The 25,585-nt window shown below is 71.0% G+C and carries 27 protein-coding genes; 13 read left to right on the top strand and 14 right to left on the bottom strand.

What is annotated here, in order from left to right; genetic code table 11:
• Positions 1–4: 4 nt before the first annotated feature.
• Positions 5–1,039, bottom strand: coding sequence for a 4-hydroxy-3-methylbut-2-enyl diphosphate reductase (locus tag MUN74_RS15000; protein ID WP_244856475.1), 1,035 nt, complete (start codon positions 1,037–1,039; stop codon positions 5–7).
• An 87-nt stretch (positions 1,040–1,126) separates the two neighbouring features.
• Between MUN74_RS15000 and xseA the strand changes: the two genes are divergently transcribed.
• The 5 genes from xseA to MUN74_RS14975 all read left to right on the top strand — a co-directional run bounded on the left by xseA (position 1,127) and on the right by MUN74_RS14975 (position 5,480).
• Positions 1,127–2,344, top strand: coding sequence for an exodeoxyribonuclease VII large subunit (gene xseA, locus MUN74_RS14995; protein ID WP_244853233.1), 1,218 nt, complete (start codon positions 1,127–1,129; stop codon positions 2,342–2,344).
• Between the two features lie 45 nt (positions 2,345–2,389).
• A complete protein-coding gene (locus MUN74_RS14990) occupies positions 2,390–2,641 on the top strand; it encodes an exodeoxyribonuclease VII small subunit (RefSeq protein ID WP_370647306.1) in 252 nt (83 codons plus the stop codon).
• Positions 2,641–3,282: a DUF4245 domain-containing protein gene (locus tag MUN74_RS14985; RefSeq protein ID WP_244853231.1), complete on the top strand. Its 642-nt coding sequence runs from the start codon at positions 2,641–2,643 to the stop codon at positions 3,280–3,282. The genes MUN74_RS14990 and MUN74_RS14985 overlap by 1 nt, the downstream gene beginning before the upstream one ends.
• Positions 3,283–3,296: 14 nt before the next feature.
• Positions 3,297–3,953 carry a carbonic anhydrase gene (locus tag MUN74_RS14980; RefSeq protein WP_244853230.1) on the top strand — a complete coding sequence of 219 codons (657 nt, stop codon included), beginning with the start codon at positions 3,297–3,299 and terminating at the stop codon, positions 3,951–3,953.
• 153 nt (positions 3,954–4,106) lie between these two features.
• Positions 4,107–5,480, top strand: coding sequence for a class II fumarate hydratase (locus MUN74_RS14975; protein ID WP_244856474.1), 1,374 nt, complete (start codon positions 4,107–4,109; stop codon positions 5,478–5,480).
• Positions 5,481–5,588: 108 nt separating this feature from the next.
• Here MUN74_RS14975 and MUN74_RS14970 read toward each other — a convergent pair whose 3' ends face one another.
• The 4 genes from MUN74_RS14970 to MUN74_RS14955 all read right to left on the bottom strand — a co-directional run bounded on the left by MUN74_RS14970 (position 5,589) and on the right by MUN74_RS14955 (position 9,777).
• Positions 5,589–5,987 carry a nuclear transport factor 2 family protein gene (locus MUN74_RS14970; RefSeq protein WP_244853229.1) on the bottom strand — a complete coding sequence of 133 codons (399 nt, stop codon included), beginning with the start codon at positions 5,985–5,987 and terminating at the stop codon, positions 5,589–5,591.
• A 198-nt stretch (positions 5,988–6,185) separates the two neighbouring features.
• Positions 6,186–7,460, bottom strand: coding sequence for a PhoH family protein (locus MUN74_RS14965; RefSeq protein ID WP_370647305.1), 1,275 nt, complete (start codon positions 7,458–7,460; stop codon positions 6,186–6,188).
• A gap of 333 nt (positions 7,461–7,793) precedes the next feature.
• Positions 7,794–8,912, bottom strand: a complete 1,119-nt coding sequence (locus MUN74_RS14960; protein ID WP_244853228.1) for an aminotransferase class V-fold PLP-dependent enzyme — start codon at positions 8,910–8,912, stop codon at positions 7,794–7,796.
• Between the two features lie 79 nt (positions 8,913–8,991).
• Entirely contained in the window at positions 8,992–9,777 is a 786-nt protein-coding gene (locus MUN74_RS14955) for an isoprenyl transferase (protein ID WP_244853227.1), read from the bottom strand.
• 75 nt (positions 9,778–9,852) lie between these two features.
• On the opposite strand from MUN74_RS14955, the gene trhA reads away from it, so the two are divergent.
• On the top strand, positions 9,853–10,662 hold the full coding sequence (trhA, locus tag MUN74_RS14950) for a PAQR family membrane homeostasis protein TrhA (protein ID WP_370647304.1): 810 nt from the start codon (positions 9,853–9,855) through the stop codon (positions 10,660–10,662).
• A 12-nt stretch (positions 10,663–10,674) separates the two neighbouring features.
• Here trhA and MUN74_RS14945 read toward each other — a convergent pair whose 3' ends face one another.
• A complete protein-coding gene (locus tag MUN74_RS14945) occupies positions 10,675–10,989 on the bottom strand; it encodes a hypothetical protein (RefSeq protein WP_244853226.1) in 315 nt (104 codons plus the stop codon).
• An 88-nt stretch (positions 10,990–11,077) separates the two neighbouring features.
• Between MUN74_RS14945 and MUN74_RS14940 the strand changes: the two genes are divergently transcribed.
• The gene (locus tag MUN74_RS14940) at positions 11,078–11,476 is read left to right on the top strand and encodes a DUF4307 domain-containing protein (RefSeq protein WP_244853225.1); all 399 of its coding nucleotides are present in this window, start codon (positions 11,078–11,080) and stop codon (positions 11,474–11,476) included.
• 114 nt (positions 11,477–11,590) lie between these two features.
• On the top strand, positions 11,591–12,082 hold the full coding sequence (gene greA, locus MUN74_RS14935) for a transcription elongation factor GreA (protein WP_244853224.1): 492 nt from the start codon (positions 11,591–11,593) through the stop codon (positions 12,080–12,082).
• A gap of 87 nt (positions 12,083–12,169) precedes the next feature.
• Here the strand turns inward: greA and ilvA are convergent, their stop codons facing one another.
• Together ilvA and MUN74_RS14925 are read right to left on the bottom strand one after the other, a co-directional pair.
• On the bottom strand, positions 12,170–13,417 hold the full coding sequence (ilvA, locus tag MUN74_RS14930) for a threonine ammonia-lyase (RefSeq protein WP_244853223.1): 1,248 nt from the start codon (positions 13,415–13,417) through the stop codon (positions 12,170–12,172).
• Positions 13,414–14,670 (bottom strand): AI-2E family transporter, encoded by a 1,257-nt coding sequence (locus MUN74_RS14925; RefSeq protein WP_244853222.1) that lies wholly within the window; start codon positions 14,668–14,670, stop codon positions 13,414–13,416. Before MUN74_RS14925 ends, ilvA begins: the two co-directional genes overlap by 4 nt.
• Positions 14,671–14,812: 142 nt before the next feature.
• On the opposite strand from MUN74_RS14925, the gene MUN74_RS14920 reads away from it, so the two are divergent.
• The gene (locus tag MUN74_RS14920; protein ID WP_244853221.1) at positions 14,813–16,024 is read left to right on the top strand and encodes a winged helix-turn-helix domain-containing protein; all 1,212 of its coding nucleotides are present in this window, start codon (positions 14,813–14,815) and stop codon (positions 16,022–16,024) included.
• Between the two features lie 31 nt (positions 16,025–16,055).
• Here MUN74_RS14920 and MUN74_RS14915 read toward each other — a convergent pair whose 3' ends face one another.
• On the bottom strand, positions 16,056–16,931 hold the full coding sequence (locus tag MUN74_RS14915; RefSeq protein WP_244853220.1) for a M48 family metalloprotease: 876 nt from the start codon (positions 16,929–16,931) through the stop codon (positions 16,056–16,058).
• Between the two features lie 74 nt (positions 16,932–17,005).
• Complete coding sequence (locus tag MUN74_RS14910; RefSeq protein ID WP_244853219.1) at positions 17,006–17,572, bottom strand: LemA family protein; 567 nt, start codon at positions 17,570–17,572, stop codon at positions 17,006–17,008.
• A 133-nt stretch (positions 17,573–17,705) separates the two neighbouring features.
• Here MUN74_RS14910 and MUN74_RS14905 point away from each other — a divergent pair, with 133 nt between their 5' ends.
• The 4 genes from MUN74_RS14905 (at position 17,706) to MUN74_RS14890 (ending at position 20,917) form a co-directional block, all read left to right on the top strand.
• Positions 17,706–18,326 carry a TetR/AcrR family transcriptional regulator gene (locus MUN74_RS14905; RefSeq protein WP_244853218.1) on the top strand — a complete coding sequence of 207 codons (621 nt, stop codon included), beginning with the start codon at positions 17,706–17,708 and terminating at the stop codon, positions 18,324–18,326.
• A 32-nt stretch (positions 18,327–18,358) separates the two neighbouring features.
• The gene (locus tag MUN74_RS14900) at positions 18,359–19,252 is read left to right on the top strand and encodes an ABC transporter ATP-binding protein (protein ID WP_370647303.1); all 894 of its coding nucleotides are present in this window, start codon (positions 18,359–18,361) and stop codon (positions 19,250–19,252) included.
• The gene (locus MUN74_RS14895; RefSeq protein ID WP_244853217.1) at positions 19,249–19,983 is read left to right on the top strand and encodes an ABC transporter permease; all 735 of its coding nucleotides are present in this window, start codon (positions 19,249–19,251) and stop codon (positions 19,981–19,983) included. The genes MUN74_RS14900 and MUN74_RS14895 overlap by 4 nt, the downstream gene beginning before the upstream one ends.
• An 82-nt stretch (positions 19,984–20,065) precedes the next feature.
• The gene (locus MUN74_RS14890) at positions 20,066–20,917 is read left to right on the top strand and encodes a trypsin-like serine protease (RefSeq protein ID WP_244853216.1); all 852 of its coding nucleotides are present in this window, start codon (positions 20,066–20,068) and stop codon (positions 20,915–20,917) included.
• 75 nt (positions 20,918–20,992) lie between these two features.
• On the opposite strand, the gene MUN74_RS14885 is transcribed toward MUN74_RS14890, so the two are convergent.
• From MUN74_RS14885 to MUN74_RS14870, 4 genes are read right to left on the bottom strand one after another with little or no spacing between them, the layout of a single operon-like run.
• Positions 20,993–22,339 carry a D-arabinono-1,4-lactone oxidase gene (locus tag MUN74_RS14885; protein ID WP_244853215.1) on the bottom strand — a complete coding sequence of 449 codons (1,347 nt, stop codon included), beginning with the start codon at positions 22,337–22,339 and terminating at the stop codon, positions 20,993–20,995.
• Positions 22,336–23,586 (bottom strand): amino acid deaminase/aldolase, encoded by a 1,251-nt coding sequence (locus MUN74_RS14880; RefSeq protein WP_244853214.1) that lies wholly within the window; start codon positions 23,584–23,586, stop codon positions 22,336–22,338. Before MUN74_RS14880 ends, MUN74_RS14885 begins: the two co-directional genes overlap by 4 nt.
• A complete protein-coding gene (locus tag MUN74_RS14875) occupies positions 23,586–24,875 on the bottom strand; it encodes an MFS transporter (protein ID WP_244853213.1) in 1,290 nt (429 codons plus the stop codon). Before MUN74_RS14875 ends, MUN74_RS14880 begins: the two co-directional genes overlap by 1 nt.
• Positions 24,872–25,537, bottom strand: coding sequence for a TetR/AcrR family transcriptional regulator (locus tag MUN74_RS14870; protein WP_244853212.1), 666 nt, complete (start codon positions 25,535–25,537; stop codon positions 24,872–24,874). Before MUN74_RS14870 ends, MUN74_RS14875 begins: the two co-directional genes overlap by 4 nt.
• Positions 25,538–25,585: the final 48 nt, after the last annotated feature.

Genomic DNA, 25,585 nt, shown 5'->3' with positions numbered 1-25,585 from the left:
GCGACTACGCGCGGTTGCGTCCGCCGAGCGCGCGGGCGTCGCGGTTGCCCTGCAGGTCCTTGCGCAGTTCCTTCGGGAGCGAGAACATCAGGTCCTCCTCGGCCGTCTTCACCTCGGCGACCTCGGCGTAGCCGGCGTCGGCGAGCTCCTGCAGCACCTCTTTCACGAGCCCTTCGGGCACCGACGCGCCGCTCGTGACGCCGACCGAGGCGACCCCGTCGAGCCACTCCTGGCGGATCTCGCTCGAGTAGTCGACCCGATACGCGGCCTTCGCCCCGTTCTCGAGCGCGACCTCGACGAGGCGCACGCTGTTCGACGAGTTCGCAGAGCCCACCACGATCACGAGCTCCGCCTCCTGGGCGACCTTCTTGATCGCGACCTGGCGGTTCTGGGTGGCGTAGCAGATGTCGTCGCTCGGCGGATCCTGCAGGTTCGGGAACCGCTCACGCAGTCGGCGCACCGTCTCCATCGTCTCGTCGACCGAGAGCGTCGTCTGCGAGAGCCACACCACCTTGTCGGGGTCGCGCACTTCGATGTTCGGCACGTCGTCGGGGCTGTTCACGAGGGTGACGTGGTCGGGCGCCTCGCCCGCCGTGCCCTCGACCTCTTCGTGGCCCTCGTGGCCGATCAGCAGGATCTCGAAGTCGTCGCGCGCGAAGCGCACGGCCTCGCGGTGCACCTTGGTGACCAGCGGGCACGTGGCGTCGATCGCGTGCAGCCCACGGTCGGATGCCGCGTTCACGACTGCCGGCGAGACGCCGTGCGCGCTGAACACGATGTGGGCGCCCTCGGGCACCTCGTCGACTTCGTCGACGAAGATCGCGCCCTGCTTCTCGAGCTCGGTCACGACGTGGATGTTGTGCACGATCTGCTTGCGCACGTACACCGGCGCCCCGTAGTGCTCGAGCGCCTTCTCGACGGCGATGACGGCGCGGTCGACGCCGGCGCAGTAGCCGCGGGGCGCCGCGAGCAGCACCTTCTTGGGTCGGTCGACCGGGTTATCCTTGAGCCGGCCGCGAACGCTCGGGATTCTGGGCATGCCGAGGTCGATCCGCGGGGCATCAGTCAAGCTCGTCACGATGCCAATCCTACGCGGCGCACGCAGGCGGGCGGCTGGGAGGCCACGGTGACGGATGCTCCGGCGACACGTGACGCGCCATGGCCGGTGGCCCTCCTCTCGACGAAGATCAAGCAGTACATCGATCGTCTCGGCACGGTCTGGGTCGAGGGCGAGCTCACGCAGTGGGGCGTCTCGGGCGGCAACGTCTACGGCAAGCTGAAGGACCTCGACGGCGACGCCACCGTGTCGTTCCAGATCTGGTCGTCGGTGAAGGCCCGGCTCGGCGAGGAGTTCAAACAGGGCGACCGCGTCGTCGCGCTCGTGAAGCCCAATTGGTGGGTCAAGGGCGGCTCGCTGTCGATGCAGGTCTTCGAGATGAAGCACGTCGGCCTCGGCGACCTGCTCGAACGGCTCGAGCGCCTGCGCGCGCAGCTGCGCGCCGAGGGGCTCTTCGATCTCGACCGCAAGCGCCGGCTGCCGTTCCTGCCGGGTGTCGTCGGGCTCGTGACCGGAAAAGACAGCGACGCCGAGCAGGACGTGCTGCGCAACGCGCGCCTGCGCTGGCCGGCGGTCGAGTTCCGCGTCGTGCACGCCGCGGTGCAGGGCGACCGCACCGCCGGCGAGGTCGTCGCGGCGATCAGGCGGCTCGACGCCGACCCCGAGGTCGAGGTCATCATCATCGCGCGCGGCGGCGGCGACTTCCAGAACCTGCTCGGGTTCAGCGACGAGCGCGTCGTGCGCGCTGCGGCCGAGGCATCCACCCCGATCGTCTCGGCCATCGGGCACGAGGCCGACCGACCGCTCCTCGACGAGGTCGCCGACCTGCGGGCGTCGACCCCGACCGACGCCGCCAAGCGCGTCGTGCCCGACGTCGGCGAGGAGCTGCTGCGCGTCGAGCAGGCCCGCGCCCGCATCGCGCTGCGCCTGCGCACGCTCGTGGCGCACGAGATCGACCGCATCGGCCACCTGCGCACGCGCCCCGCACTCGCCGACACGTCGTGGATCATCGACCGCCGCGCCGAGGAGCTCACCCGGTGGGTCGCCCGCGGCGCCGAGCTCGTCGAGCGCTCGATCGAGCGGCAGACGCACCGCGTCGGCGAGCTCCGCGGCCACCTGCGTGCGCTCTCGCCGCAGGCGACGCTCGACCGCGGCTACGCGATCGTGCAGGGCGCAGAGGGCCACGTCGTGACCGGGCCGGCCGCCGCTCCCGCGGGCGACTCGCTCACGATCACCCTCGCCGAGGGCGTGCTCTCCGCCCGTTCCGAGGGCGAGCCGCCCGCCTGACCGGGTCGGATCGAACCGTCGGCGGCGCCGAATACAATGGCAACCATGCCCTCCTCCCCTGATGTCGCCGAGCTGAGCTACGAGCAGGCACGCGACGAGCTCGTGCGCGTCGTCGGCGAGCTCGAGCAGGGATCGGCCACGCTCGAGCAGTCGCTCGCGCTGTGGGAGCGCGGCGAGGCGCTCGCGGCCCGCTGCGAGGAGTGGCTGATCGGCGCGAAGGCACGACTCGATGCCGCTCGCGCCGGGGCCGCGGCATCCACGCCGGGCAGCCGCTCGACCGAGGGCGACGAGCGCTGATGGCCGATCGCGCACCCCGGGTGGTCGCCGAGCTCGGCCGCCCCGAGACGCCCGAGGAGACGGCGGCACGCAAGGCCGACGCCTCGCTCAAGCACCGGCAGCGGCAGACCCTCAAGAACCTCGCGCTGGCGCTCGCCGCGAGCCTCGCGATCGTCGTCGTCATCGTGCTCATGGTGCCGCGCAGCGACACCCCGCTCGACCGGTCCGTCGACGTCACCGGCATCGCCGAGCAGGTGCAGGCCGTGCGCGACGAGCCGATCGCGGTGCCCGAGCTCCCCGACGGCTGGCGGGCCAACGCGGCCGAGCTCCGCACCGACAAGACCGACGGTGTGACCGCGTGGTACGCGGGCTACCTCACGCCGACCGACGAGTACCTCGGGCTCTACCAGGGCTTCGAGGCGAACCCGACCTGGGTCTCGAACCTGCTCGCACGCACCCTCGCGACCGGCACCGTGAACATCGACGGCGTCGACTGGACGATCTACGACAACCGCAAGTCCGACGCCGACGTCGGCAACGCGCGGTACGCACTGACCACCGAGTCGGGCGGCAGCACCTTCGTGCTGCTCGGCACGGCCACCCCCGAAGAGTTCGCCACCTTCGCGACGGCCATCACGCCGACGATCGAGGCGCAGGACTGACCACGAGGAGCCACGTGACCGAGCCGAACGCAGTGCCCAGCCCCCGTCCCGACACTCCGGCCGCCACCTGGCGCGAACTCCGCCGCGGCAACGAACGATTCATCGCCGGCAAGCCCGAGCACCCCCGGCAGGACATCGACCGCCGCACGTCGCTCGCGCACGCGCAACGCCCGATCGTCGCGATCTTCGGTTGCAGCGACTCCCGTCTCGCGGCCGAGATCATCTTCGACGTCGGCCTCGGCGACGCGTTCGTCGTCCGCAACGCGGGCCAGGTCGTGACCCCGTCGGCGCTCGGCTCGATCGAGTACGCGGTCGGGATCCTGAACGTCCCCGTGGTGATCGTGCTCGCCCACGACGAGTGCGGTGCGGTGCGCGCCGCGATCGACTCGCAGGCCGCCGACGCGACGCCGCTGCCCCCGCACATCGCCGGGCTCGTCGAGAAGATCATTCCCGCAGTGACGAAGGTCGCGGGCGAACCTCCGGTCGAGCCGACCCATGTCGACGCCGGCTTCGTCGGCCGCGAGCACCTGCGCAACACCGTCACCGAGCTCGTCGAGAGCTCCGAGATGATCAGCGACGCGGTGGCAGCGGGTACGCTGGCTATCGTCGGCGCGAACTACCGCCTGTTCGAAGGTCGCGTCGAGACCGACATCGTCATCGGTCGCATCTGACGCCGCCGCGAGCGGCATCCGCCGGCCGGCCCGGTCGGCCCGATACCGCGGACGACGCGGTCGAACCGCCGGCCTGAGACCGGCATCGCAGAACCGAAAGGGAAACACACCGTGGTGGACAACGCCGCCGAGTACCGCATCGAACACGACACGATGGGCGAGGTGCGGGTTCCCGCCCAGGCCCTGTACCGGGCGCAGACGCAGCGCGCGGTCGAGAACTTCCCGATCTCCGGCTCGGGCCTCGAGCCCCAGCAGATCCAGGCGCTCGCCCGCATCAAGAAGGCCGCGGCGCAGGCCAACGCCGGCCTCGGCGTGCTCGACCAGGCCATCGCCGACGCGATCGTCGCGGCCGCCGACGAGGTCATCTCGGGGCGGCACGGCTTCACCGAGCACTTCCCGGTCGACGTCTACCAGACCGGCTCGGGCACGAGCTCGAACATGAACATGAACGAGGTGCTCGCGACGCTCGCGACCTCGAAGCTCGGCAGCGCCGTGCACCCGAACGACCACGTCAACGCGTCGCAGTCGTCGAACGACGTCTTCCCGACCTCGGTGCACATCGCCGTCACGGCTGCGCTCATCGACGACCTCATCCCCGCGCTCGACCACCTGGCCGTCGCGCTCGAGGCGAAGGCCGAGCTGTGGGCGGGCGTCGTGAAGGCCGGCCGTACGCACCTGATGGACGCGACGCCCGTGACCCTCGGCCAGGAATTCGGCGGCTACGCCCGCCAGGTGCGCCTCGGCATCGAGCGCGTCCGCTCGGCCCTCCCCCGCGTCGCCGAGGTGCCGCTCGGCGGCACCGCCGTCGGCACGGGCATCAACACCCCGGCCGGCTTCCCGCAGCTCGTCATCGAACTGCTGCAGACCGAGACCGAGCTGCCGATCACCGAGGCGGCCGACCACTTCGAGGCACAGGCGAACCGCGACGGCCTCGTCGACGCGTCGAGCGCGCTGCGCACGATCGCCGTGAGCCTCACGAAGATCGCCAACGACCTGCGCTGGATGGGCTCCGGCCCCAACACGGGCCTCGGCGAACTGCACATCCCCGACCTGCAGCCCGGCTCCTCGATCATGCCCGGCAAGGTCAACCCCGTCGTGCCCGAGGCCGTGCTCATGGTGTGCGCCCGGGTCATCGGCAACGACGCGACGATCGCATGGGGCGGCGCCTCGGGTGCGTTCGAGCTCAACGTGCAGATCCCCGTCATGGGCACCGCGCTCCTCGAGTCGATCCGCCTGCTCGCGAACTCGGTGCGCGTGCTCGCCGACAAGACGATCGACGGGCTCGAGGCCAACGTCGAGCGCGCGACCGCACTCGCCGGCATGTCGCCCTCGATCGTGACCCCGCTCAACAAGCTCATCGGCTACGAAGCGGCGGCGAAGATCGCGAAGCACTCGGTCGCCAAGGGCATCACGGTGCGCGAGGCCGTCATCGACCTCGGCTACGTCGAGCGCGGCGAGCTCACGCTCGAGCAGCTCGACTCCGCCCTCGACCTGCTCTCGATGACGCGGCCGCCGCAGGCGAAGTAGGACCACGAACGCGGATGCCCCGTGCCGAGTCTCGGCACGGGGCATCCGTCGTCTCGGGCGATGGTGGCGCGCCGTCGCGCCGCACGCCCCTTGCGGGGCGCCGGCGCCTCACTCGACGCTCATGACCTCGACGAGGTGCCGTCGCCACCCGGGCGCCGGGTCGCCGCCTCGCGTCGTCCAGTACTCGCGGCCCTCGACGATCCGTCCGTCGCGCACCGTCCAGAACGAAGCGGCCCGGAAAACGCCGACGCCCTCCTGCGGCACCTCGACCTCGGACACCACGTGCTCCCCGTCGGCGACGACCGAAAGGATGCGGATCGACCACCCCTCGGGGTACTCGGCGTTCACCGCCACGAAGTCGTCGGCGCCGACGATGCGCTCGAGCGACGCGAACCACTCGACGACGAGGTCGTCGGCCAGCAGCGCGCGCACGCCGCCCCAGTCGCGGGCCTGCATGCGTGTCCAGAGCGCTTCGATCACATCGGCGGGGCTCGTCATGTCGTCCATGCGGGCATCCTTCCGCACCCCGCCGACATGACCGCGCAGCCGAGCACACCCGCGCAGCCCGCTGCGCGGCCGCGGTGCGGAGGAGTTCGCCCGGTCGGGAGGGCCCGACCAGGCGAGTCCCCCTCCCGATCGCGCGATCGCCTCCCGACAGGACGGCGCCGGTGCTCCCCCGAGCCGGCGCTCGTCCGCCGGGTCCGGTCAGGCCAGCTCCGCCCCGTCGAGCAGCTCCGAGACGAGCGCCGCGATCGCCGAGCGCTCGCTGCGGGTGAGCGTGATGTGGGCGAACAGCGGGTGGTCCTTGAGCGTCTCGATGACACTGGCGATGCCGTCGTGCCGGCCGACGCGCAGGTTGTCGCGCTGGGCGACGTCATGGGTGAGCACGACCCGCGAGTTCTGTCCGATTCGGCTGAGCACCGTGAGCAGCACGTTGCGCTCGAGGGACTGCGCCTCGTCGACGATCACGAAGGCGTCGTGCAGCGACCGACCGCGGATGTGCGTCAGCGGAAGCACCTCGAGGATGCCCCGGTCGACGACCTCCTCGAGCACGTTGTCGGAGACGACCGAGCCGAGGGTGTCGAAGACCGCCTGCCCCCAGGGGTTCATCTTCTCGCCCTGGTCGCCGGGCAGGTAGCCGAGCTCCTGCCCGCCGACCGCGTAGAGCGGCCGGAACACCATGATCTTCTTGTGCTGCTGGCGCTCGAGCACCATCTCGAGTCCGGCGCACAGCGCGAGCGCCGACTTGCCGGTGCCGGCGCGACCCCCGAGCGAGACGATGCCGATCTCGGGGTCGAGCAGCAGGTCGATCGCGAGCCGTTGCTCGGCCGAGCGCCCGTGCAGCCCGAAGACGTCGCGGTCGCCGCGCACGAGCTTGACCTCGTCGTCGCCGACCACGCGGCCGAGCGCCGAGCCCCGGTCGGAGTGGATGACGAGACCCGTGTTGACCGACAGCCCCTCGACCGCCGTGGTGACCATCGACTCGTGCTCGTAGAGCTTCGCCATGTCGTTCGACCCGAGCGAGAGCTCGGCCATGCCGGTCCAGCCCGAGTCGAGCGCGAGCTCGTGCCGGTACTCCTGGGCGTCGAGGCCGATCGAGGCGGCCTTCACGCGCAGTGGCAGGTCCTTGGACACGACCGTCACGGGCACGCCGTCCTGCTGCAGGTTCGCCGCGCACGCGAGGATGCGCGAGTCGTTGTCGCCGAGCTGCAGCCCCGAGGGCAGCACCTTCGGGTTAGAGTGGTTGAGCTCGACCCGCAGCGACCCGCCGTCGCCGACCGGGATGGGGAAGTCGAGCCGCTCGTGCGCGACGCGCAGCTCGTCGAGGATGCGCAGCGACTGCCGCGCGAAGTACCCGATCTCGGGGTCGTTGCGCTTCGCCTCGAGCTCGGTGATGACCACCACGGGCAGCACCACCGCGTGTTCGGCGAAGTTGAAGAGTGCGCGCGGATCGCTGAGCAGCACCGAGGTGTCGAGCACGTACGTGCGCTCCGCCTGTGCGAGGCCCTCGCGCGTGCCCGCAGCTGCGTGCTCAGCCGCACGCGCTTCGGAACGACCGACCGATCCAGGAGTAACCGATGACGCCACAACCGCTCCCGCCCCGAGCATTCCTGCCCGGTTCACGTGCCGGCCGCCGTCCCTCCCGAAGTCGGTTCCGAAGGCCGACCCGAACGGGCGATCTGCCCGTTGAGCCGAACCTACGTCCGCCTCGCGCGATCTTCGCGACCGACACGCGTTTCGTCACGCGGTGTTCATCTTCGATGCGAACCGGATGCCGCGGGGTCGGCGCCGACCCCGCAGCATCCGCTTCGCTCAGTACGATGCGGCCGTCGAGTACGACACGAACGCCGCGCGCAGCATCTCGAGCGTCTCGTCGCTCGTCGCGGCGTGGATCGACAGCCGCACGGTGCCGAGTCGCGTGGTCGCGGTGACGCCGTGGTTATGCAGCGACGCGGTGAGCACGGTCACCTGGTCGGCCGGCGGCTCGAGCACGACGATGCCGGCGCGCTCCTGCTCGTCGCGCGACGACGAGACCGGGATGGCGTACTCGTCGGCGAGCTCGATCGCGCGGCTCACGCGGTCGGCGACGGCCGCGTTGATCGCCGGCACGGTCGCGGCGGCGATCTCCTCGAACGCCGCGGCGAGGCGCGCCTGCGCGAGCGGGTCGGGGTTCGAGACGCGGTAGGCGCGCGCATCGGGGGCGGGCGGTGGCACGTGCCCCCACGGCTCGGCCTCCTCGGTCGCGCTGAAGCCCGAGAAGACGGGCGTGAGGCGTTCGAGCGCGCGATCGGACAGCGCCATGATGCCCGTGCCCCAGCCGGCGCGGCACCACTTCTGGCCGCCCGTGACGACGACGTCGGCCACCTGCCACGGGGCGTCGACGACGCCGAAGCCCTGGATCGCGTCGACGATGAGCAGCCGGTCGCCGATGACCTGCCGGATGCCCTCGATGTCGCAGAGGTACCCGGTTCGCGAGTCGACGAGGCTCACGGCCACGGCGACGACGCCCTGCTCGAGCTGCTCGCGGATCTGCCCGGGCGTCACCTTGCCGTGGTCGGTCTCGAGCCAGACGGGCTGCACCGTGTGCAGCGCCTCCTGTGCACGCACGGCGGCGATCGGCAGGCTCGGGAACTCCTCCTGCGAGAGCAGCACCCCACCCGTGAGGCCGAACATCGCGTGCATGAGGCCCGTCGTCGCGTTCGGCTCGAACACGATCTGGTCGGCGGCGAAGCCCGTGAGCGCCGCCGCGGCGTCGCGCACGCGCTGGTTCTGCTCGCCGAACGCGTCGAGACTGCCGTGCCGCGCGCGCTGCAGCACCTGCGTGAACGCCAGCGTCTCCTCCGCGGCGGCCGTCGAGAGCGGCCCCACACGGCCGTAGTCGAGGTAGCCGGGCTCCTCGGTGAAGCCGGCGGTGAAATCGTCGATGGTCACGTTGCGTGCCCCCTTCTCCGTCGATCATCTTGACAGAACGGGTGGATGCCTCGCAGCGAGCTGCCGCGAGAACGGGTGGTCAGCCGCCGAATCGGCGGTGGCGCTTGGCGTAGTCGCGCAGCGCGCGGAGGAAGTCGACCTTGCGCAGGTCGGGGCCGAGCGCCTCGACGAAGTAGAACTCCGAGTGCGCCGACTGCCACAGCATGAAGTCGCTGAGGCGCTGTTCGCCCGAGGTGCGGATCACCAGGTCGGGATCGGGCTGCCCGACGGTGTAGAGATGCTCGCCGATGAGATCGGGGGTGAGCCGCTCGGCCAGGTCGTCGAGGCTGCGGCCCTCGGCGTGGTGCGCGGCGACGATCGAACGCATCGCGTCGGTGATCTCCTTGCGGCCGCCGTACCCGACCGCGAGGTTGACGTGCAGCCCGCGCTTGTCGGCCGTGCGGTGCTCGGCCGCGTCGAGCGCGGCGACGAGCGGCTCGGGCAGCCCGGTGTCGCTGCCGACGTGCTGCACCCGCCAGTCGCGGTAGTGGCTGAGCTCCTCGGCGAGGTCGGCGATGATCTCGAAGAGGTCCGAGAGCTCGTCGCTCGGGCGATTGCCGAGGTTGTCGCTCGACAGCAGGTAGAGCGTCACGACCTTCACGCCGAGGTCGTCGCACCACTCGAGGAACTCGCGCATCTTGGCGGCGCCGGCGCGGTGCCCGTCGGCGGCCGTGCGGTAGCCGAGCTGCCTCGCCCAACGACGGTTGCCGTCGATGATCATCGCGACGTGTCGGGGAAGGCCGGCGGGGTCGAGTCCGCGACGGAGCCGGTTCTGGTAGAGCCGGTAGAGGATCCCGCGACCGAGGGGCTGATCGCTCGTCTGCACGGCACTACGCTACCCCCTCGGCCCCCGGTTCGAACTCACAGGCTGCCGTGATCGGGCAGGCCCTACGCTGTGAGCATGACCCCAGAACGCCCCCGCGATCCCGCGAATCTCGTCGACGAGCTCTCGCAGCCGATCGCCCCCGCCGACCCCGGCGATCTCGCGGTCTCACGCGCCGAACACGGTCCCGACCTGCCGAACATCCCGCTGCTCGACGACGCCCTCAGTCACGAGGCGGCGGCCGAGGTGAAGCCGACGTGGCGCGGTTGGATCCACGCCGGCACGTTCCCCGTGACCATCGCAGCCGGCATCGTGCTCATCTGCCTCGCGCAGGGCGCGCCGGCCAAGTGGGCGTCGGCGGTCTTCATGCTCACGTCGATGCTGCTGTTCGGCAACTCGGCCCTCTACCACCGGTTCAACTGGAAGCCGAAGACGAAGGTCGTGCTCAAGCGCATCGACCACGCGAACATCTTCCTGCTCATCGCGGGCACGTACACGCCGCTCGCGATCCTCGCGCTGCCGCCGTCCAAGGGCTGGACGCTGCTCGCGATCGTGTGGGCCGGCGCGCTCATCGGCATCGGCTTCCGCGTGTTCTGGATCACCGCGCCGCGCTGGCTCTACGTGCCCATCTACCTGCTGCTCGGCTGGGCCGCGATGATGTACATCGTCGACCTCGTGGAGGCGAACGTCGCGATGATGGTGCTCGTCTGCGTCGGCGGCGTGCTCTACACGATCGGCGCGGTCGTCTACGGCATCAAGAAGCCGAACCCGTGGCCCGGCGTCTTCGGCTTCCACGAGATCTTCCACGTGTGCACGGTGCTCGCGTTCATGTGCCACTGGACGGCGACGCTGCTCATCGCGATGAACCCCGTCTACCACCTGGGCTGACGGGCTGCCGCCCTACTCGGTCGGCCGGTCGGGCGTCGTGCCCGCGGCATCCGGCCCCTCGCCCTCGTCGTACGAGCCGAGCTCGGCGTCGCGCGCGGCCGCCTCGTTCTCGGCCTCGATCTGTGCGCGCACCTGCGCCCGGTACTTGGTGCGGCGGATGCGACGCACCATGTCGAGCACGAGCAGGACGACCGCCACCATGACGAGGAACGTCACCACGAAGCCCCACACGCCGGGGGTGACCGTGTTCGGGTCGAACTCCTTGTCGTCCGCGGCGAGCACCGAACTCGTCGAGAACAGCACGGAACGGACGGAGTCGACGAGCATCAGCCAGCCTTTCAGAGCATGGATTTCGCCTTCAGGGGGCGGGTTTAGGCTTGAAGCAGCCTAGTCGATCCACCTCCGAAGGAGCCCCGTGACCACCTCTCTCGACGAGCGCTACGGCCGCACCCGCCGCAATCGCTCGCGTGATCGGCTGCTGCTCATCGCCGGCGCGGTCGCCGTGGCCGTCGTGCTCGTGGCGTGGGTCGTGTGGGCGGGCCTCGACGGCCAGAAGCCGATGGTCGAGGTCACCGACACCGGGCACCGGCTCATGAACGAGGAACGCGCCGTCGAGGTGAGCTGGAACCTCTCGGTGCCGCCCGGCAACGAGACCGCGTGCATCGTGCAGGCGCTCAACGCCGACTTCGCCGTCGTCGGCTGGAAGACGATCATCGTGCCCGCGTCGAACGAGCACATCCGCGCGCTCACCGAGACCGTCCGCACCGCGCAGGAGGCGAACACGGGTTTGATTTACCGCTGCTGGCTCACCTAACATGGGTCATTCGCCCCGACCCATGTCGGGGCGACACGTCTATCCGGCGCAGCATCACGGGCTCCCTGCCCGCGAACGGGCCGCGTCGGGTATCCCGACACAGGAGTGTGCATCATGGCGCAGGACGCCACTGTCACCTGGCTCACCCAGGACGCCTACGACCGCCTGGCCGGCGAGCTCAACGAGCTCTCGACGACCGGTCGCGAGGAGATCGCGAAGCGCATCGAGGCCGCGCGTGAAGAGGGCGACCTCAAGGAGAACGGCGGCTACCACGCCGCGAAGGACGAGCAGGGCAAGATGGAGGCCCGCATCCGCCAGCTCACCGAGCTGCTGAAGACCGCCGAGGTGGGCGAGGCGCCCGCGTCGAAGGGCATCGTCGAGTCGGGCACCGTCATCACCGCGGTGATCGCCGGCGACGAGGAGACCTTCCTCATCGGCAGCCGCGAGATCGCCGGCGACTCCGAGCTCGACGTGTGGAGCGAGCAGAGCCCGCTCGGCGCGGCGATCCTCGGCCTCAAGGTGGGCGAGAAGACGAGCTACACCGCACCCAACGGTCGCGAGATCGCCGTCGAGATCACGTCGGTCGAGACCTGGGGCGGCCAGTAGGCGCGACCGTCGTCGATCAGACCTGAAGAGCGGATGCCCCGGGGCATCCGCTCTTCGCGTCTCCGGATCCGGCGCGTCCCCGCCGCGTCAGTCGTCGAGGACGACTGGCTCGTAGCCGGCGCGGCGCAGCACCTCGACGACCTCGGCCCGGTGCTCGGGTCCGCGGGTCTCGACGGAGATGTCGATCTCGACCTCGGAGATCTGCATGCCGCGGCCGTGCCGGGTGTGCAGCACCTCGACGACGTTCGCGTGCGAACCGGCGAGCAGCTCGGCGACGCGGACGAGCTGACCGGGCCGGTCGGGCAACCCGACCCGAACGGTCAGGTACCGGCCGGAGGCCGCGAGACCGTGCGCGATGACGCGCTGCATGAGCAGCGGATCGATGTTGCCGCCCGACAGCACCGCGACGACGGGGCCGTCGTTCGGCACGGCGCCCTTCATGATCGCCGCCACGGCGACGGCGCCGGCAGGCTCGACGACGAGCTTCGCGCGTTCGAGGAGCACGAGCAGTGCGCGGGCGATGTCGTCCTCGGTCACCGTCACGACCTCGTCGACCGCGTCGCTGATGATCGCGAAGTTGAGCTCGCCGGGCCGGTAGACGGCGATGCCGTCGGCGATGGTCGGCACGACCGGCACGCTCTGCGGCGACCCGGCGGCGAGCGAGGCGACGTACGGGGCGGCGTTCTCGGACTGCACCCCGATGACGCGGATCGTGCGCCCCTCGGCGGCGGCGCGCTGCTTCGCGGCGCTCGCGATGCCGGCAGCGAGCCCGCCGCCGCCGATCGGCACCACGATGGTCGCGGCATCCGGAGCCTGGTCGAGGATCTCGAGGCCGAGCGTGCCCTGGCCGGCGACGACGTCGACGTGGTCGAACGGCGGGATGACGACGGCACCGGTCTCGGCCGCGAACGCGGCGGCCGCCTCGAGCGTCTCGCCGACCGATGCGCCCGCGAGCACGACGTCGGCGCCGTACGCCTTCGTCGCCTCGAGCTTGGGCAGCGCGACGCCGACGGGCATGAAGATCGTCGCCCGGATGCCGAGCTCGCGCGCGGCGAACGCGACGCCCTGGGCGTGGTTGCCCGCCGACGCGGCGACGACGCCGCGCGCGCGCTCGTCGTCGGTGAGCGACGACATGCGATGGTAGGCGCCGCGCAGCTTGTACGAGCCCGTGCGCTGCAGGTTCTCGCACTTGAGGCGTACCGGCGCTCCGAGCACGCGCTCGAGGTACCGGGAGGACTCCATGGGGGTCGTGCGGGCGACGCGGGCGACCACGGCGCGGGCGGCCTCGAAGTCCGCGAGCGCTGGGCCGGCGATCGTGTGGTTCAACTCGTTCATTCTCCTCGTTGGAAGCCGGGTCGCTGGGGCACCGTGCGCCACAGTGGGGAACGCACGGCGACCGTGGAGGGTGGCGCGTCGTCCTTCCAGACGCCGCTCGAGACGTACAGGATCATCACGTTGACCACGGCGGCGACCGGCACGGCGAAGAGTGCGCCCGGGATGCCGGCGAGCAGCGATCCCGTCGCGACGGCGATGACGACGCCGAGCGGGTGCACCTTGACCGCGGTGCCCATGATGAGCGGCTGCAGCACGTGCCCCTCGACCTGCTGCACGAGCAGCACGATGCCGAGCATGATGACGGCCGGCCAGAACCCGTTGTAGACGAGCGCGACGAACACCGCGAGCGCGCCGGTGACGACGGCGCCGACGATCGGGATGAACGACCCGAGGAAGACGAGGATCGCGATCGGCACCGCGAGCGGCAGCCCGAGCAGCCAGGCGCCGAGTCCGATGCCGATGGCATCGATCGTGGCGACGAGGATCTGCACCTTCACGAAGTTCTGCAGCGTCTCCCAGCCGGCCTGGCCGGCGCCGTCGACGGCCGCGCGGGCGCGCCGGGGGAAGATGCCGACGAGCCAGTTCCAGATGCCCCGGCCGTCGATGAGCATGAAGAGCGTCGCGAAGAGGGCGAGCAGCATCCCCGCGAGGAAGTGGCCGACCGTCGTGCCGACCGAGAGCGCGCCGCTCCAGATGATCCCCATGTCCTCCTGGACGGTCTCGACGGCCTTGGCCATCCACTCGTTCAGCTGCCCCTCGGTGAGGTGCAGCGGGCCGTCGAGGAGCCAGTCGCGGAACTCGTCCCACGCGACGAGCGACTGGGCGCCGAGCTCGTCGGCGCCGCGGACGATCTGCCAGATGCCCAGCGTGAGCAGCCCGCCGACCACCGCGAGGGCCGACAGCATCGCCACGGCCACCGCGAGCCACTTCGGCCAGCGGTGTCGCTGCAGGAAGCCCGAGAACGGCACGAGCAGGGCGCTCAGCAGCACCGCGACGAGCAGCGGGATGACGATCAGACGCAGTTGGATGACGAGGAACACGACGACCGCGAGCACGCCGCCGATGAGCAGCAGACGCCACGACCACGACCCGGCGACCCGCATGCCGTAGGGCACGCTCGCCTCGGCGTCGCGCGGCGCCGCGTCGGCGGCCGGTGTCGGCTTCGACGGGGGTGCCGGCTTCGCCGCCGCACCGAATCCGAACCATCGTCGGGCGCGCCGCCCGGCTCGTCCCGCCCCGTCCGAGTCCGCCATTCGTCCAGTCTAGGCACGGCGTATGCGCGAACCAGCATGTCGTGGCGATCCCACGGCGATCGCCCAGTCGCGCGCTCGAGATGGATGCCGCAGACGACGTCGCGCGTGGATGTCGGCGGTTCGCGCTAGCGTCGGACGCATCATGGTCGACGTCGTCAGCCCAGCTCTCGCCCGCCGCATCGCCCTCGCCGCCCAGGGGTTCGCCCGGCCGGTGCCCGAATCGGCGGGCACGCGTGCGCTCGGCGGGGTGATCGAGCGGCTCGGCCTGCTGCAGATCGACTCGGTCAACGTGTTCGAGCGCAGCCATTACCTTCCCGCGTTCAGCCGGGTCGGCGGGTACGAACGCGACCTGCTCGACCGCATCACCTCGGGTCGGCGCGGTCGCATGGTCGAGTACTGGGCGCATCAGGCCGCCTACATCCCGCGTGAGCTGTGGCCGCTCTTCGAGTTCCGCCGCGACGAGTACCGGCGCGCGGGCGGCGACTGGGGCGGGTGGGTCTCCGACGAGCACGGGCTCGCCGGCTGGCTGCGCGCCGAGCTCGCCGAGAAGGGGCCGTTGCGCGCGAGCGAGATCGAGCACGACGCGAACGTGCGGCGGGGGCCCTGGTGGGGCTGGTCCGACGTCAAGCGCACCCTCGAGATGATGTTTCGCACGGGCGACGTCGTCTGCGTCGACCGGCAGCGGTTCGAGCGCGTGTACGCCCTCCCCGAGCAGGCGTTGCCCGCCGAGCTGCTCGACGCCGCGCCGCCGGTCGACGAGGCCGTGCGCGCACTCGTCGAGCGCGCGGCGACGGCCTACGGCATCGCCACCGAGGCCGACCTCGCCGACTACTGGCGCATGAAGCGCGCACCCGTGCGGCAGGCGATCGCCGAGCTCGAGGCCGAGGGCGTGCTGCTGCCGGTCGAGGTGCCGGGCTGGCGCACCGGCGCCCGTGCGACACCCGCCTGGCTGCACCGCGACGCCCGCCGGCCGCGCCGCATCGAGACGGCTGCCCTGCTCTCGCCGTTCGACCCCGTGGTCTGGTTCCGGCCGCGCACCGAGCGGTTGTTCGATTTCCACTACCGCATCGAGATCTACACGCCCGAGGCCGACCGGCAGTTCGGCTACTACTCGCTGCCCGTGCTGCTCGACGATCGACTGGTCGGCCGGGTCGACCTCAAGAGCGATCGCAAGGCGCGCGTGCTCCGCGTCCAATCGGCGTGGACCGAATCCGACGCCCCGGCTGAGACCGCGGCACGGCTCGTGCCGGCGCTCCGCCGGGCGGCCGCGTGGCAGGGGCTCGACGAGGTCGTCGTCGCCGGGCGGGGCGACCTCTCCCCCGCGCTCGCGGCCGAACTCGCGGCCGCGGCGTGACGCGAGTCGACGGCGACGGCGCCGGCGCCGGCTAGAAGCTGCCGCCCATCTCCTCGAGGCGCTTGACCCGGTCGGGAATCGGCGGGTGCGTCGCGAAGAGCCGGCTCATGAGGCCGGGCTTCAGCGGGTCGGCGATCCAGAGGTGCGCCATGGACGAGTTCTGGCGCTGCATCGGCCGTCCGTAGGCCTCGAGCTTCAGCAGTGCGCTCGCAAGCGCGTCGGGGTGCCGCGTCGTCATCGCGCCCGTGGCATCCGCGAGGTACTCGCGCTGCCGCGAGACCGCGAGCTGCACGAGGCTCGCGACGAGCGGGGCGATGAGCATCGCGACGAGCCCGAAGATCATGACGATCGGGTTGCCGTTGTTGTTGTTACGCCCGAAGAACGCCATGCGCACGAACATGTCGGAGATGAAGCCCACGGCGACGACGAGCCCGAACACGATCATCGACAGCCGGATGTCGTAGTTGCGCACATGGCCGAGCTCATGCGCCATGACGCCCTCGAGCTCGGCGTCGTCCATGATCTCGAGCAGGCCCGTCGTCGCGGCGACGACGGCGTGCTGCGGGTCGCGCCCCGTCGCGAACGCGTTCGGCGCGGGGTCGGAGATGATGTAGACGCGCGGCATCGGCGTGCCCGTCGTGATCGAGAGGTTCTCGACGGTGCGCCAGAGCCGGGGATGGTCGGCCTTCGAGGTGATCTCGACGGCGCCCGACATCGACAGCGCCTGCCGGTCGGCGGTGAAGTACTGGATGAGCGCGTACCCCGTCGCCACGACCACGGTCACGACGACGATCGTCGGGTCTCGGTAGATGAACGCGGCCAGCCAGCCCAGCCCGCCGATGATGGCGAGGAAGAACAGGATGATGAAGACGGTGTTGCGCTTGTTCTTGGCGATCGCGCGATACATTCAACGACCTCGGGTCTCGATACGCGTCGCGCTTCGCGCGGCGCTACTCGACCTTGCTGGCGGCTTCGCCGTCATCAAAACTGCACGCGCGGAGGCTCGGCGATCGACGCCGCCTCGGTGACCTCGAAGAAGTCGCGCTCGTGGAAGCCCAGTCCGCGCACGAAGAGCGTGTTCGGGAACACCTTGATCTTCGTGTTCAGCTCGCGCACGCCGCCGTTGTAGAACCGGCGCGAGGCCTGGATCTTGTCTTCGGTGTCGACGAGCTCGGCCTGCAGCTGCAGGAAGTTCTGGCTCGCCTGCAGCTGCGGGTACGCCTCGGCGACCGCGAAGATCGACTTCAGCGCCTGCTGCATGTGGTTCTCGGCGACGCCCGCCTCGGCCGGCCCCTGCGCCTGCAGGGTCTCGGCGCGTGCCTGCGTCACCGACTCGAAGACGCTCTTCTCGTGCGCGGCGTAGCCCTTGACCGCCTCGATGAGGTTCGGGATCAGGTCGGCGCGGCGCTTCAGCTGCACCGTGATGTCGCTCCACGCCTCGTCGACGCGCACGTTGAGCGTGACGAGCGAGTTGTACGTGGCCCACAGGTAGATGCCGATGATCACCACGAGCGCGACGACGATGATGACGGGGATCAGCCATTCCATGGCACGGACTCCTAGCGCGTTCGGCAGAGATCAGGGGCTCAAAGCAATCCTACCGATCGCACTCCGCGCCGAACGGCCTTCCCATGAGACTCGGAGGAACCCCCGGGGGGCCTCCGGGGATAGGCTCAGGAACGTGAGCGAGCGCACCCCCCGACGCCGCCCCGGCCGCCCGAAGGGCGCGAGACCGGGCGACACGCGAGCCCGCATCCTGGCGGCCGCGACCGAGGAGTTCGGCGAGCGCGGGTACGAGGCGGCGTCGATGCGGGCGATCGCGCGCCGCGCCGGGGTCGACCCGGCGCTCGTGCACCACTACTTCGACGACAAGCAGCAGCTCGTCACCGAGGTCGTCGAGGTGCCGTTGCAGCCCGACCGCCTGGTGCAGACCGCGCTCGAGGGCCCGCTCGACGATCTCGGCGAACGCCTCGTGCGCGCGGTGATCACCGCGTGGGACTCCGCGACGGTGCGCCCGGCCGCGGTCGCCGCACTGCGCTCGGCCATCGGGCAGGGTCCGGTGTCGCGGATGCTGCGGGAGTTCCTCAGGCGCGAGATCATGCACCGCATCGCCGAGCATCTCGGCGATGCCGCCGATGCCGAACTGCGCGCCGAGCTCGCCGCCTCGCAGCTCGTCGGTGTCATCATGGTGCGCTACGTGCTCGAGTTCGAGCCGCTCGCCTCCCTGCCGACCGACGAGCTCGTCGCGCGCGTCGGGCCGGCGGTGCAGTGGCACCTGACCGGACGTCCGCCCGGGTCTTGACATCGCGCCCGCGGAGGCGAACTATTCAGCACATGATGAATAGCTCGGATGCCCCGGGGCCGACGCACCACGGCGGAGCGCACGCCGTCGGCGGAGCCGGCGCGGCGATCATCGCCGAAGACCTCCGCGTGGTGCGCGGCGGCGCCCCGGTGCTCGACGGCCTCTCGCTCGCCGTGCCGAGCGGCATGATCGTCGGGCTCCTCGGTCCGAGCGGCAGCGGCAAGACGACGCTCATGCGCTCGATCGTCGGCGTGCAGGTCGTGAAGTCGGGCCGCATCGAGGTGCTCGGTCTGCCCGCGGGCAGCCGCGACCTGCGACGACGTGTCGGCTACGTGACCCAGCAGGCGAGTGTCTACGACGACCTCACCGTGCGGCAGAACATCTCGTACTTCCGGCGGGTGCTCGGCGCTCCCGCATCCGACGTCGACCGCGTCATCGAGCGCACCGACCTCGGTTCGGTCGCGGGTCGGCTCGTCGGCACCCTCTCGGGCGGCCAACGGGGTCGCGTCTCGCTCGCCGCCGCGCTGCTCGGCGACCCGGAGCTGCTCGTGCTCGACGAACCGACCGTCGGGCTCGATCCCGTGCTGCGCGTCGAGCTCTGGGGCATGTTCCGGCGGCTCGCCGACGAGGGCCGCACCCTGCTCGTGTCGAGCCACGTGATGGACGAGGCGAAGCGGTGCGACCGGCTGCTGCTCATGCGCGACGGCGCGCTGCTCGCCGACGACACCGTGCAGGGCGTGCTCGAGGTGACCGGCACCGACGACGTCGAGACCGCGTTCCTCCGGCTCATCGACCGCGGCGAGCCCGACCTGCGATCGCCAGACGACGCGGCGCCCGGCGGTCCGGGGCGGCATTCGGCCGAGGCATCCGCGGCGGCACCCCTTCGACGGGGTCAGGGAGCGACCGACGAGGAGGAGACGCGATGACCCCCGCACGCACCCTCGCGACGACCGGCCGGGTGCTCGGCCAGATCCGGCACGACCCGCGCACGATCGGGCTGCTGCTCGTCGTGCCGAGCCTGCTCGTCGGCCTCGTCGCCTGGATCTTCACCGACACCGACGTGTTCGCCGACATCGGGCCCGCGATGATCGCGCTGTTCCCGTTCATCGTCATGTTCCTCGTGACGAGCATCGCGACTCTTCGGGAGCGCCGCAGCGGCACGCTCGAGCGCCTGCTCTCGATGCCGCTCGGCAAGGGCGACTTCATCCTCGGCTATGCGCTCGCGTTCGGCCTGCTCGCCGTCTTCCAGACCGCGATCGTCGTGTCGTTCGCGGTCTGGGTGTGCGGGCTCGAGATCGAGGGCTCGATCTGGCTGCTGTTCGCCGTCGCGGTCGCCGACGCCCTGCTCGGCACGGCGCTCGGGCTGCTCGCGAGCGCGTTCGCGCGCACCGAGTTCCAGGTCGTGCAGTTCATGCCGCTCATCGTGTTCCCGCAGATCCTGCTCGGCGGCATCTTCATTCCCCGCGACCAGCTGCCCGCCGGCCTCGAGGAGATCAGCGACTGGCTGCCGCTCAGCTACGCGATCGATGCGCTGCAGGCCGTCGCCGCCGACAGCGAGTCGGCCGAGTGGATCATGGTGCGGATCCTCGCGATCGGCGCGTGGATCGTCGGCTCGATCGTCGTCGGATCGATCACGTTGCGTCGCCGCACGCCCTGACGCAGTATTCGTGCGCGGCTCTCGACAACCGCGGTCGTCGACGGGCAAGATCATGGCACTGCCCCTCGAACGGAAGAGAGCGATGCGCACCAAACTCCTCGCGGCCTTCGCGGCCCTCGCAACCGTCTGCGGTCTCGCCATCGGCGCGGCTCCCGCCCAGGCGTCGACCGGCGGCACCGCCGACGACGGGCTCCACCCCGACGTCGGGCTGATCGCGTTCTACGACAGCACCGGTCGCTACCGCTGCAGTGCCACGCTCGTCTCGCCGACGGTCGTCATCACTGCGGCCCACTGCACGCTCGGCACCCTCGGCAAGACCCTCGTCACGTTCGACGAGTTCCTCGACGACGCGCCGCCGAGCTTCCTCCCGACCGCCGAGGACCCCGAGTCGGGCTACACCGGCGCAGAGCTCACGGCCGCCGGCTACATCTGGGGCACGGCCTACACGCACCCGCAGTACTCGGACTTCACCGACCAGAAGAACTGGAACGACGTCGGCGTGATCGTGCTCGACCAGCCGGTCGCCTCGCACGGCGACGGCTATCCGCAGATCGCCGAGACGGGCACCCTCGACACGATCCCGCAGAAGGCGTTGTCGAAGACGCTGTTCACCGCGGTCGGGTACGGCACCGAGGTCCGGCAGGAGGGCGACAACATGAAGCCCGAGCCCGAGAGCTATCCGATCCTGCGCCGCTACGTCGACATGCCCGGGCAGAAGCTCACGCCGCAGATCCTGCAGACGAACGGCAACGAGAAGGACCCGTGGGGCACCGGCGGCACCTGCTTCGGCGACTCGGGCGGACCGGTCTTCTACGACGGCGAGCTCGTCGCGGTGACGAGCTACGGGTACACGTCCAACTGCCGCTACCTCGGCGGCTACCAGCGCGTCGAGATCCCCGTGGTCGACGAGTGGCTGGCCGGCTTCGGTCTCTGACCGGCTGAACCGACGAGGGCGGATGCCTCGTCCGTGCGCCGTGGCGCCGGTCGAGGCATCCGCCCTCCGTCGTGTTCAGCGCGCGTCGGCGACGCCGCGCACCGCGACGTCGGCGCCGAGCACGCGGTCGAGGTACGGGTTGGCGAACCGGCGCTCGGGGTCGAGCTCGTCTCGCACCGCGAGGAAGTCGCCGAATCGCGGGTACACCTCGCGGAGGGTGTCGGCGGTCTGCGTGTGCATCTTGCCCCAGTGCGGGCGCCCGCCGTGGCCGCGCATGATGTCCTCGACCGCGGCGAAATACTCACGCTGGTCCTCGCGGAAGTACCGGTGCACGGCGATGTAGCCCGACTCTCGACCGTGCGCCGTCGAGAGCCAGTTCTCGTCGGCCGCTGCGGCGCGCACCTCGACCGGGAAGCTGATGCGCCAGCCCTTGCGTTCGATGAGCGCCCGCACCTCGCGCAGTGCCTCCGGCACCTCGGCAAGCGGGATCGCGTACTCCATCTCGCGGAACCGCACGGTGCGGTTGGTGACGAACACCTTGGGCGAGAAGTCGGCGAAGTCCCGCCCGCTCTGCACCTTGTCGACGAGGCGGGCGAACGGCGGGATGACCCCGGGCGCGACGGTGCCGAGGGCGCACACCCCGCGGAACACGCCGTTCGCGAGCAGTTCGTCGTCGAGCCACCGCGAGACTCGGCCGAGGGGCTTGCGCGGTGCGTCGCCGGGCAGTCGCGTGTTGGTCTTGGTCATCGCGAGCTCGGTGTGCGGATGCCAGTAGAACTCGAAGTGGTCGGCGCCGCGCACCCGCTCCTCCCAGGCGTCGAGCACCTCGGCCAGCGGTTCGGGCCGCTCGACGGCGTGCAGCACGTACCGTGGCACGAGCTGCAGGGTGAGTTCGACGAGCACCCCGAGGGCGCCGAGGCCGAGCCTCACGGCCGGCAGCAGTTCGGGGCGCTCGGTCTCGCTCACCGTGATGAGCTCTCCCGTGCCGGTGACGAGCTTCGCCGCGACGATCTGCGTCGCGAGCCCGCCGAAGCCGAGGCCGGTGCCGTGCGTACCCGTCGAGGTCGCGCCCGAGATCGACTGCCGGTCGATGTCGCCCATGTTCGCGAGGGCGAGGCCGTACGGGGTGAGGAGCGCCGGCAGGTGGTGCAGCTTGGTGCCCGCCCGCAGCGTGACCCGTCCGGTGGCCACGTCGGCGTCGACGACGCCCGACAGGTCGGCGAGGTCGAGCTGCACGCCCGGCGCGACGGCGATGCCCGTGAAGCTGTGGCCCGAACCGACGGGCTTGATGCGCAGCCCCGACGCGGTGGCCGACTGCACCGCCCGCTGCACGGCCTCGGCCGTGTCGGGGCGCTCGACGCGCAGCGGCCGCACCGCCTCGGTCCTGCCCCAGTTGCGCCATGTTGCTCCGGTCGCGGTCACAGGAACGCCATCCCTTCTCCCCGATAAGTCGGGATCCTCGCCACGGTCTCGTCGCCGTCGACGACGGCGAACTCGTTCAGGTGCTCGGCGAGCTCGCCCGACTTGGTGTGCCGGAACCACACGCGGTCGCCCACCGCGAGCCGTCGCGCCGCACGACCGGAGACCGGGGTCTGCACCTCGCCGGCCATCTCCCGGGGCTCCATCACGAGTCCCTCGGGCCACACGATGCGCGGCAGCCGGTCGGGTGCCGGCGGACCGGACGCGACCCAGCCGCCGCCGAGGATCGTCGCGTGCTTCGGGCTCGGGCGGCGCACGACGTCGAGCGCGAAGGCGGCCGCCGGCGCCGGCGTGAAGTGCTCGTAGCCGTCGAAGAGGTGCCCGCCGAAGAGGCCCGACCCCGCGGCGATCTCGGTCACCGACGGATCGGCCGAGGTGCGCTCGAGCGAGCCCGTGCCGCCGCCGTTGACGAACTCGAGGTCGGCGATCTCGCGCACCGCCGCGACGGCACGCGACCGGCGCTCGAGGAGCTCGGGCATCGAGCGCGACTGCATCCACCGGTTCACGGCACCGTCGACGGGCCGGCCCTCCGGCCGGTTCACGACGCCCGCGATCTGCGCCTCGTACGACATCATGCCGACGAGCTCGAAGCCCGGGCGCTTCGCGATGTATGCGGCGAGCGCCCGCGCGTCGGCGGGCTCGTGCACGGGCGAGCGTCGGACGCCGAGGTGGCCCAGCACGGGGGCGTCCCAGGAGGCGTCGAGCTCGAGGCAGACTCGGATCGTCTCGCGCTTGCCGGGCGGCAGCACCGCGTCGACGAGGTCGAGCTGCGCGGGCGAGTCGACCATGAGCGTCACCCGTGCCGCGAAGTCGGGGTCGGTCGCGAGGCGCCGGATGCTGCCGCGCTCGGCCGTCGGATAGCCGACGACGACGTCGTCGACGGTGTCGGCCAACCAGAGCGCCTCGGCGAGCGTGTAGGCGAGCACACCGCGGTAGCCGGGCAGCTCGAGCAGCGCCTCGATGACGCCGCGCACGCGGATGGACTTCGACGCGACCCGGATCGGGGTGCCGTTCGCACGGCGCAGCATGTCGAGGGCGTTGTGGCGCAGGGCGCCGAGGTGCAGCGCACCGATCGGCGCGTCGAGGTGGGCCGTCGCCTCCGTGAGTCGCGGCCAGTAGCCGGCGGGGTCGCGCCAGTTCGCGGCATCCGCGACCGCCGAACCGGCCTTGCGCAGGTCGAGCGTCGTCATCAGCGCACGCTCCTCACCCGTGCGACGGCGAACGCCCCCGCGGTCGACAGCGCCGCCCCGAGCAGGAAGACGAGCATGAACGAGCCCGACACGACCACCGCGGCAGCGCCGATCATCGGCGCGACGGCCTGCGGCACGGCTGACGCGATGTTCATGATGCCGAGGTCCTTGCCTCGGCTCGCCGCGTCCGGCAGCACCTGCGTCGCGAGCGCCTGGTCGACCGAGAGGAAGCAGCCGTAGCCGAGGCCGAGCATGCCCGCGGCGATCATCGCGACCGTGAGGTCGGGGAAGAGCGCGAGCAGGAGGGCCGCAGCGCCCTGCAGCGCCGAGGCGACGAAGACGAACTGCTTGCGGCGGCCGAGCTTGTCGGAGAGCTTGCCGCCCACGAGCGAGGCGAGGATCACGAAGACCATGTAGACGAGCGTCAGCACGATGAGGTCGTCCTCGGCGTGCTCGTCCTTCAGCTGGAACATGAGGAAGTAGAGCAAGAGGCTCGTGCCGAGCGCGTTGCCGGTCGAGACGAGCACGCGGCTGAGCAGCGTCCAGCCGAAGTCGGGATACCTGCGCGGGCTGATCCAGAAGCCCGAGATGATCATGCGCAGGGTCATGGGGGTGCGCAGCTCGGTCGCGAGCGGTTCGTCGTGGCGGGTGAGGAACGGCACCGCGAGCACGACGAGCAGCACCGCGAGCAGCACGTAACCGAGTGCGGCGTCGGTCACGAGTTCGGTGACGAGGATGAGGCCGACGATGATGCCGACCGCCTGCGGCGCCGACATCCAGCCCGAGACGAACCCGCGCTGGTTCACGGGCACCTGGTCGGAGATCGTCGCGGTGAGCGCCGCGGTCATGATGCAGAAGCCGACGGATGCCGCGACCCACGCCGTGCCGATGGCCCACATCTCGGTCTGCACGCCGAGGAGGACGAGCGAGACCGCGAACACGAGCGCGCCGATGAGGATCCACGGGCGGCGGCGGCCGAACCGACTCGTCGTGCGGTCGGAGATCGCTCCCGTGAGCGGGTAGGCGATGATCGTCGCGATCGCGGCGATGCCCGAGATGGTGCCGAACGCGACGACCGAGTCGACCCAGTGCTCGGGCTGCAGCTCGCGGTCGATCTGCGCGGGCAGCAGCAGCTGCACGGGCGTGAGCTGCGCCATCCAGATGCCGAGCCAGACCGTCGCGAACGACGCGATCCATCCGGCGCCGATGCGGCGGGTGGGTTCGGCGAAGACGGCGGGAGCCGTCACGGGCTCGCCGTTGGACGGGAGGGCCGGGTCGATGCGGGTCATCGGGGGTCTGCCATTCTCGAGACGGCGTCGGCGGCGGCAGCCGCGACGCGGGCTGCGGCCGCATCATCGCGGTCGACGAGCCAGGTGATGGTGAGCCCGTCGCTGAATGCGACGAGCACGCGGGCGACCTCGGCGACCGGGAGCCGCCAGGTCGTGTCAGTGAGCTCGGCGGCCGCATCGAGCGCCTCGACGAGGAGCTCGACGTAGCGCGCGTACTGCGCGACGGCGAGCGGATGCCGCTCGGGCGAGCGCAGCGCGTACTGGGTGAGTTCGAGCATCGCCTGCTCGTGCTCGGGGTCGGCGCGCAGGTGCTCGAAGTAGCGCACCATGCCCGCTTCGAGCAGTTCGCCGAGGCTCGCGCCCTGCTCGGCCGCGGCCGCGAGCTCGTCGACCGCGATCGCCTTGCGCTCACGCGCGACGACGACGCCGATCAGCTCGTCGATGAGCTCGTCGCGCGACTCGAACGCGTAGTGGAAGCTCGCGAGGCTCATGCCTGCCTCGGCGACGATGGCCCGCGTTGTGGCCTGCGCGAGCCCCTCGCGGGAGACGACGCGCAGGGCCGCCTCGGTGAGGGCCGCCCGACGTTCGGTCGCCGACATCCGCGTCATCGCGGCCTCCTGCTCCTTCGCGGGTTCATGGCCTCGCAGCGATGCGGAGACCATGACTGGGACATTTGACCCAGTTGCATAAGTATGCAGCATCACGGCGGT

It is taken from the genome of Agromyces sp. H17E-10 (assembly GCF_022919715.1).
In the GTDB taxonomy this organism is placed as follows: domain Bacteria; phylum Actinomycetota; class Actinomycetes; order Actinomycetales; family Microbacteriaceae; genus Agromyces.
The sequence above is the reverse complement of the archived record's forward strand: the minus strand, read 5'-3'. Positions and strand labels throughout refer to the sequence as shown.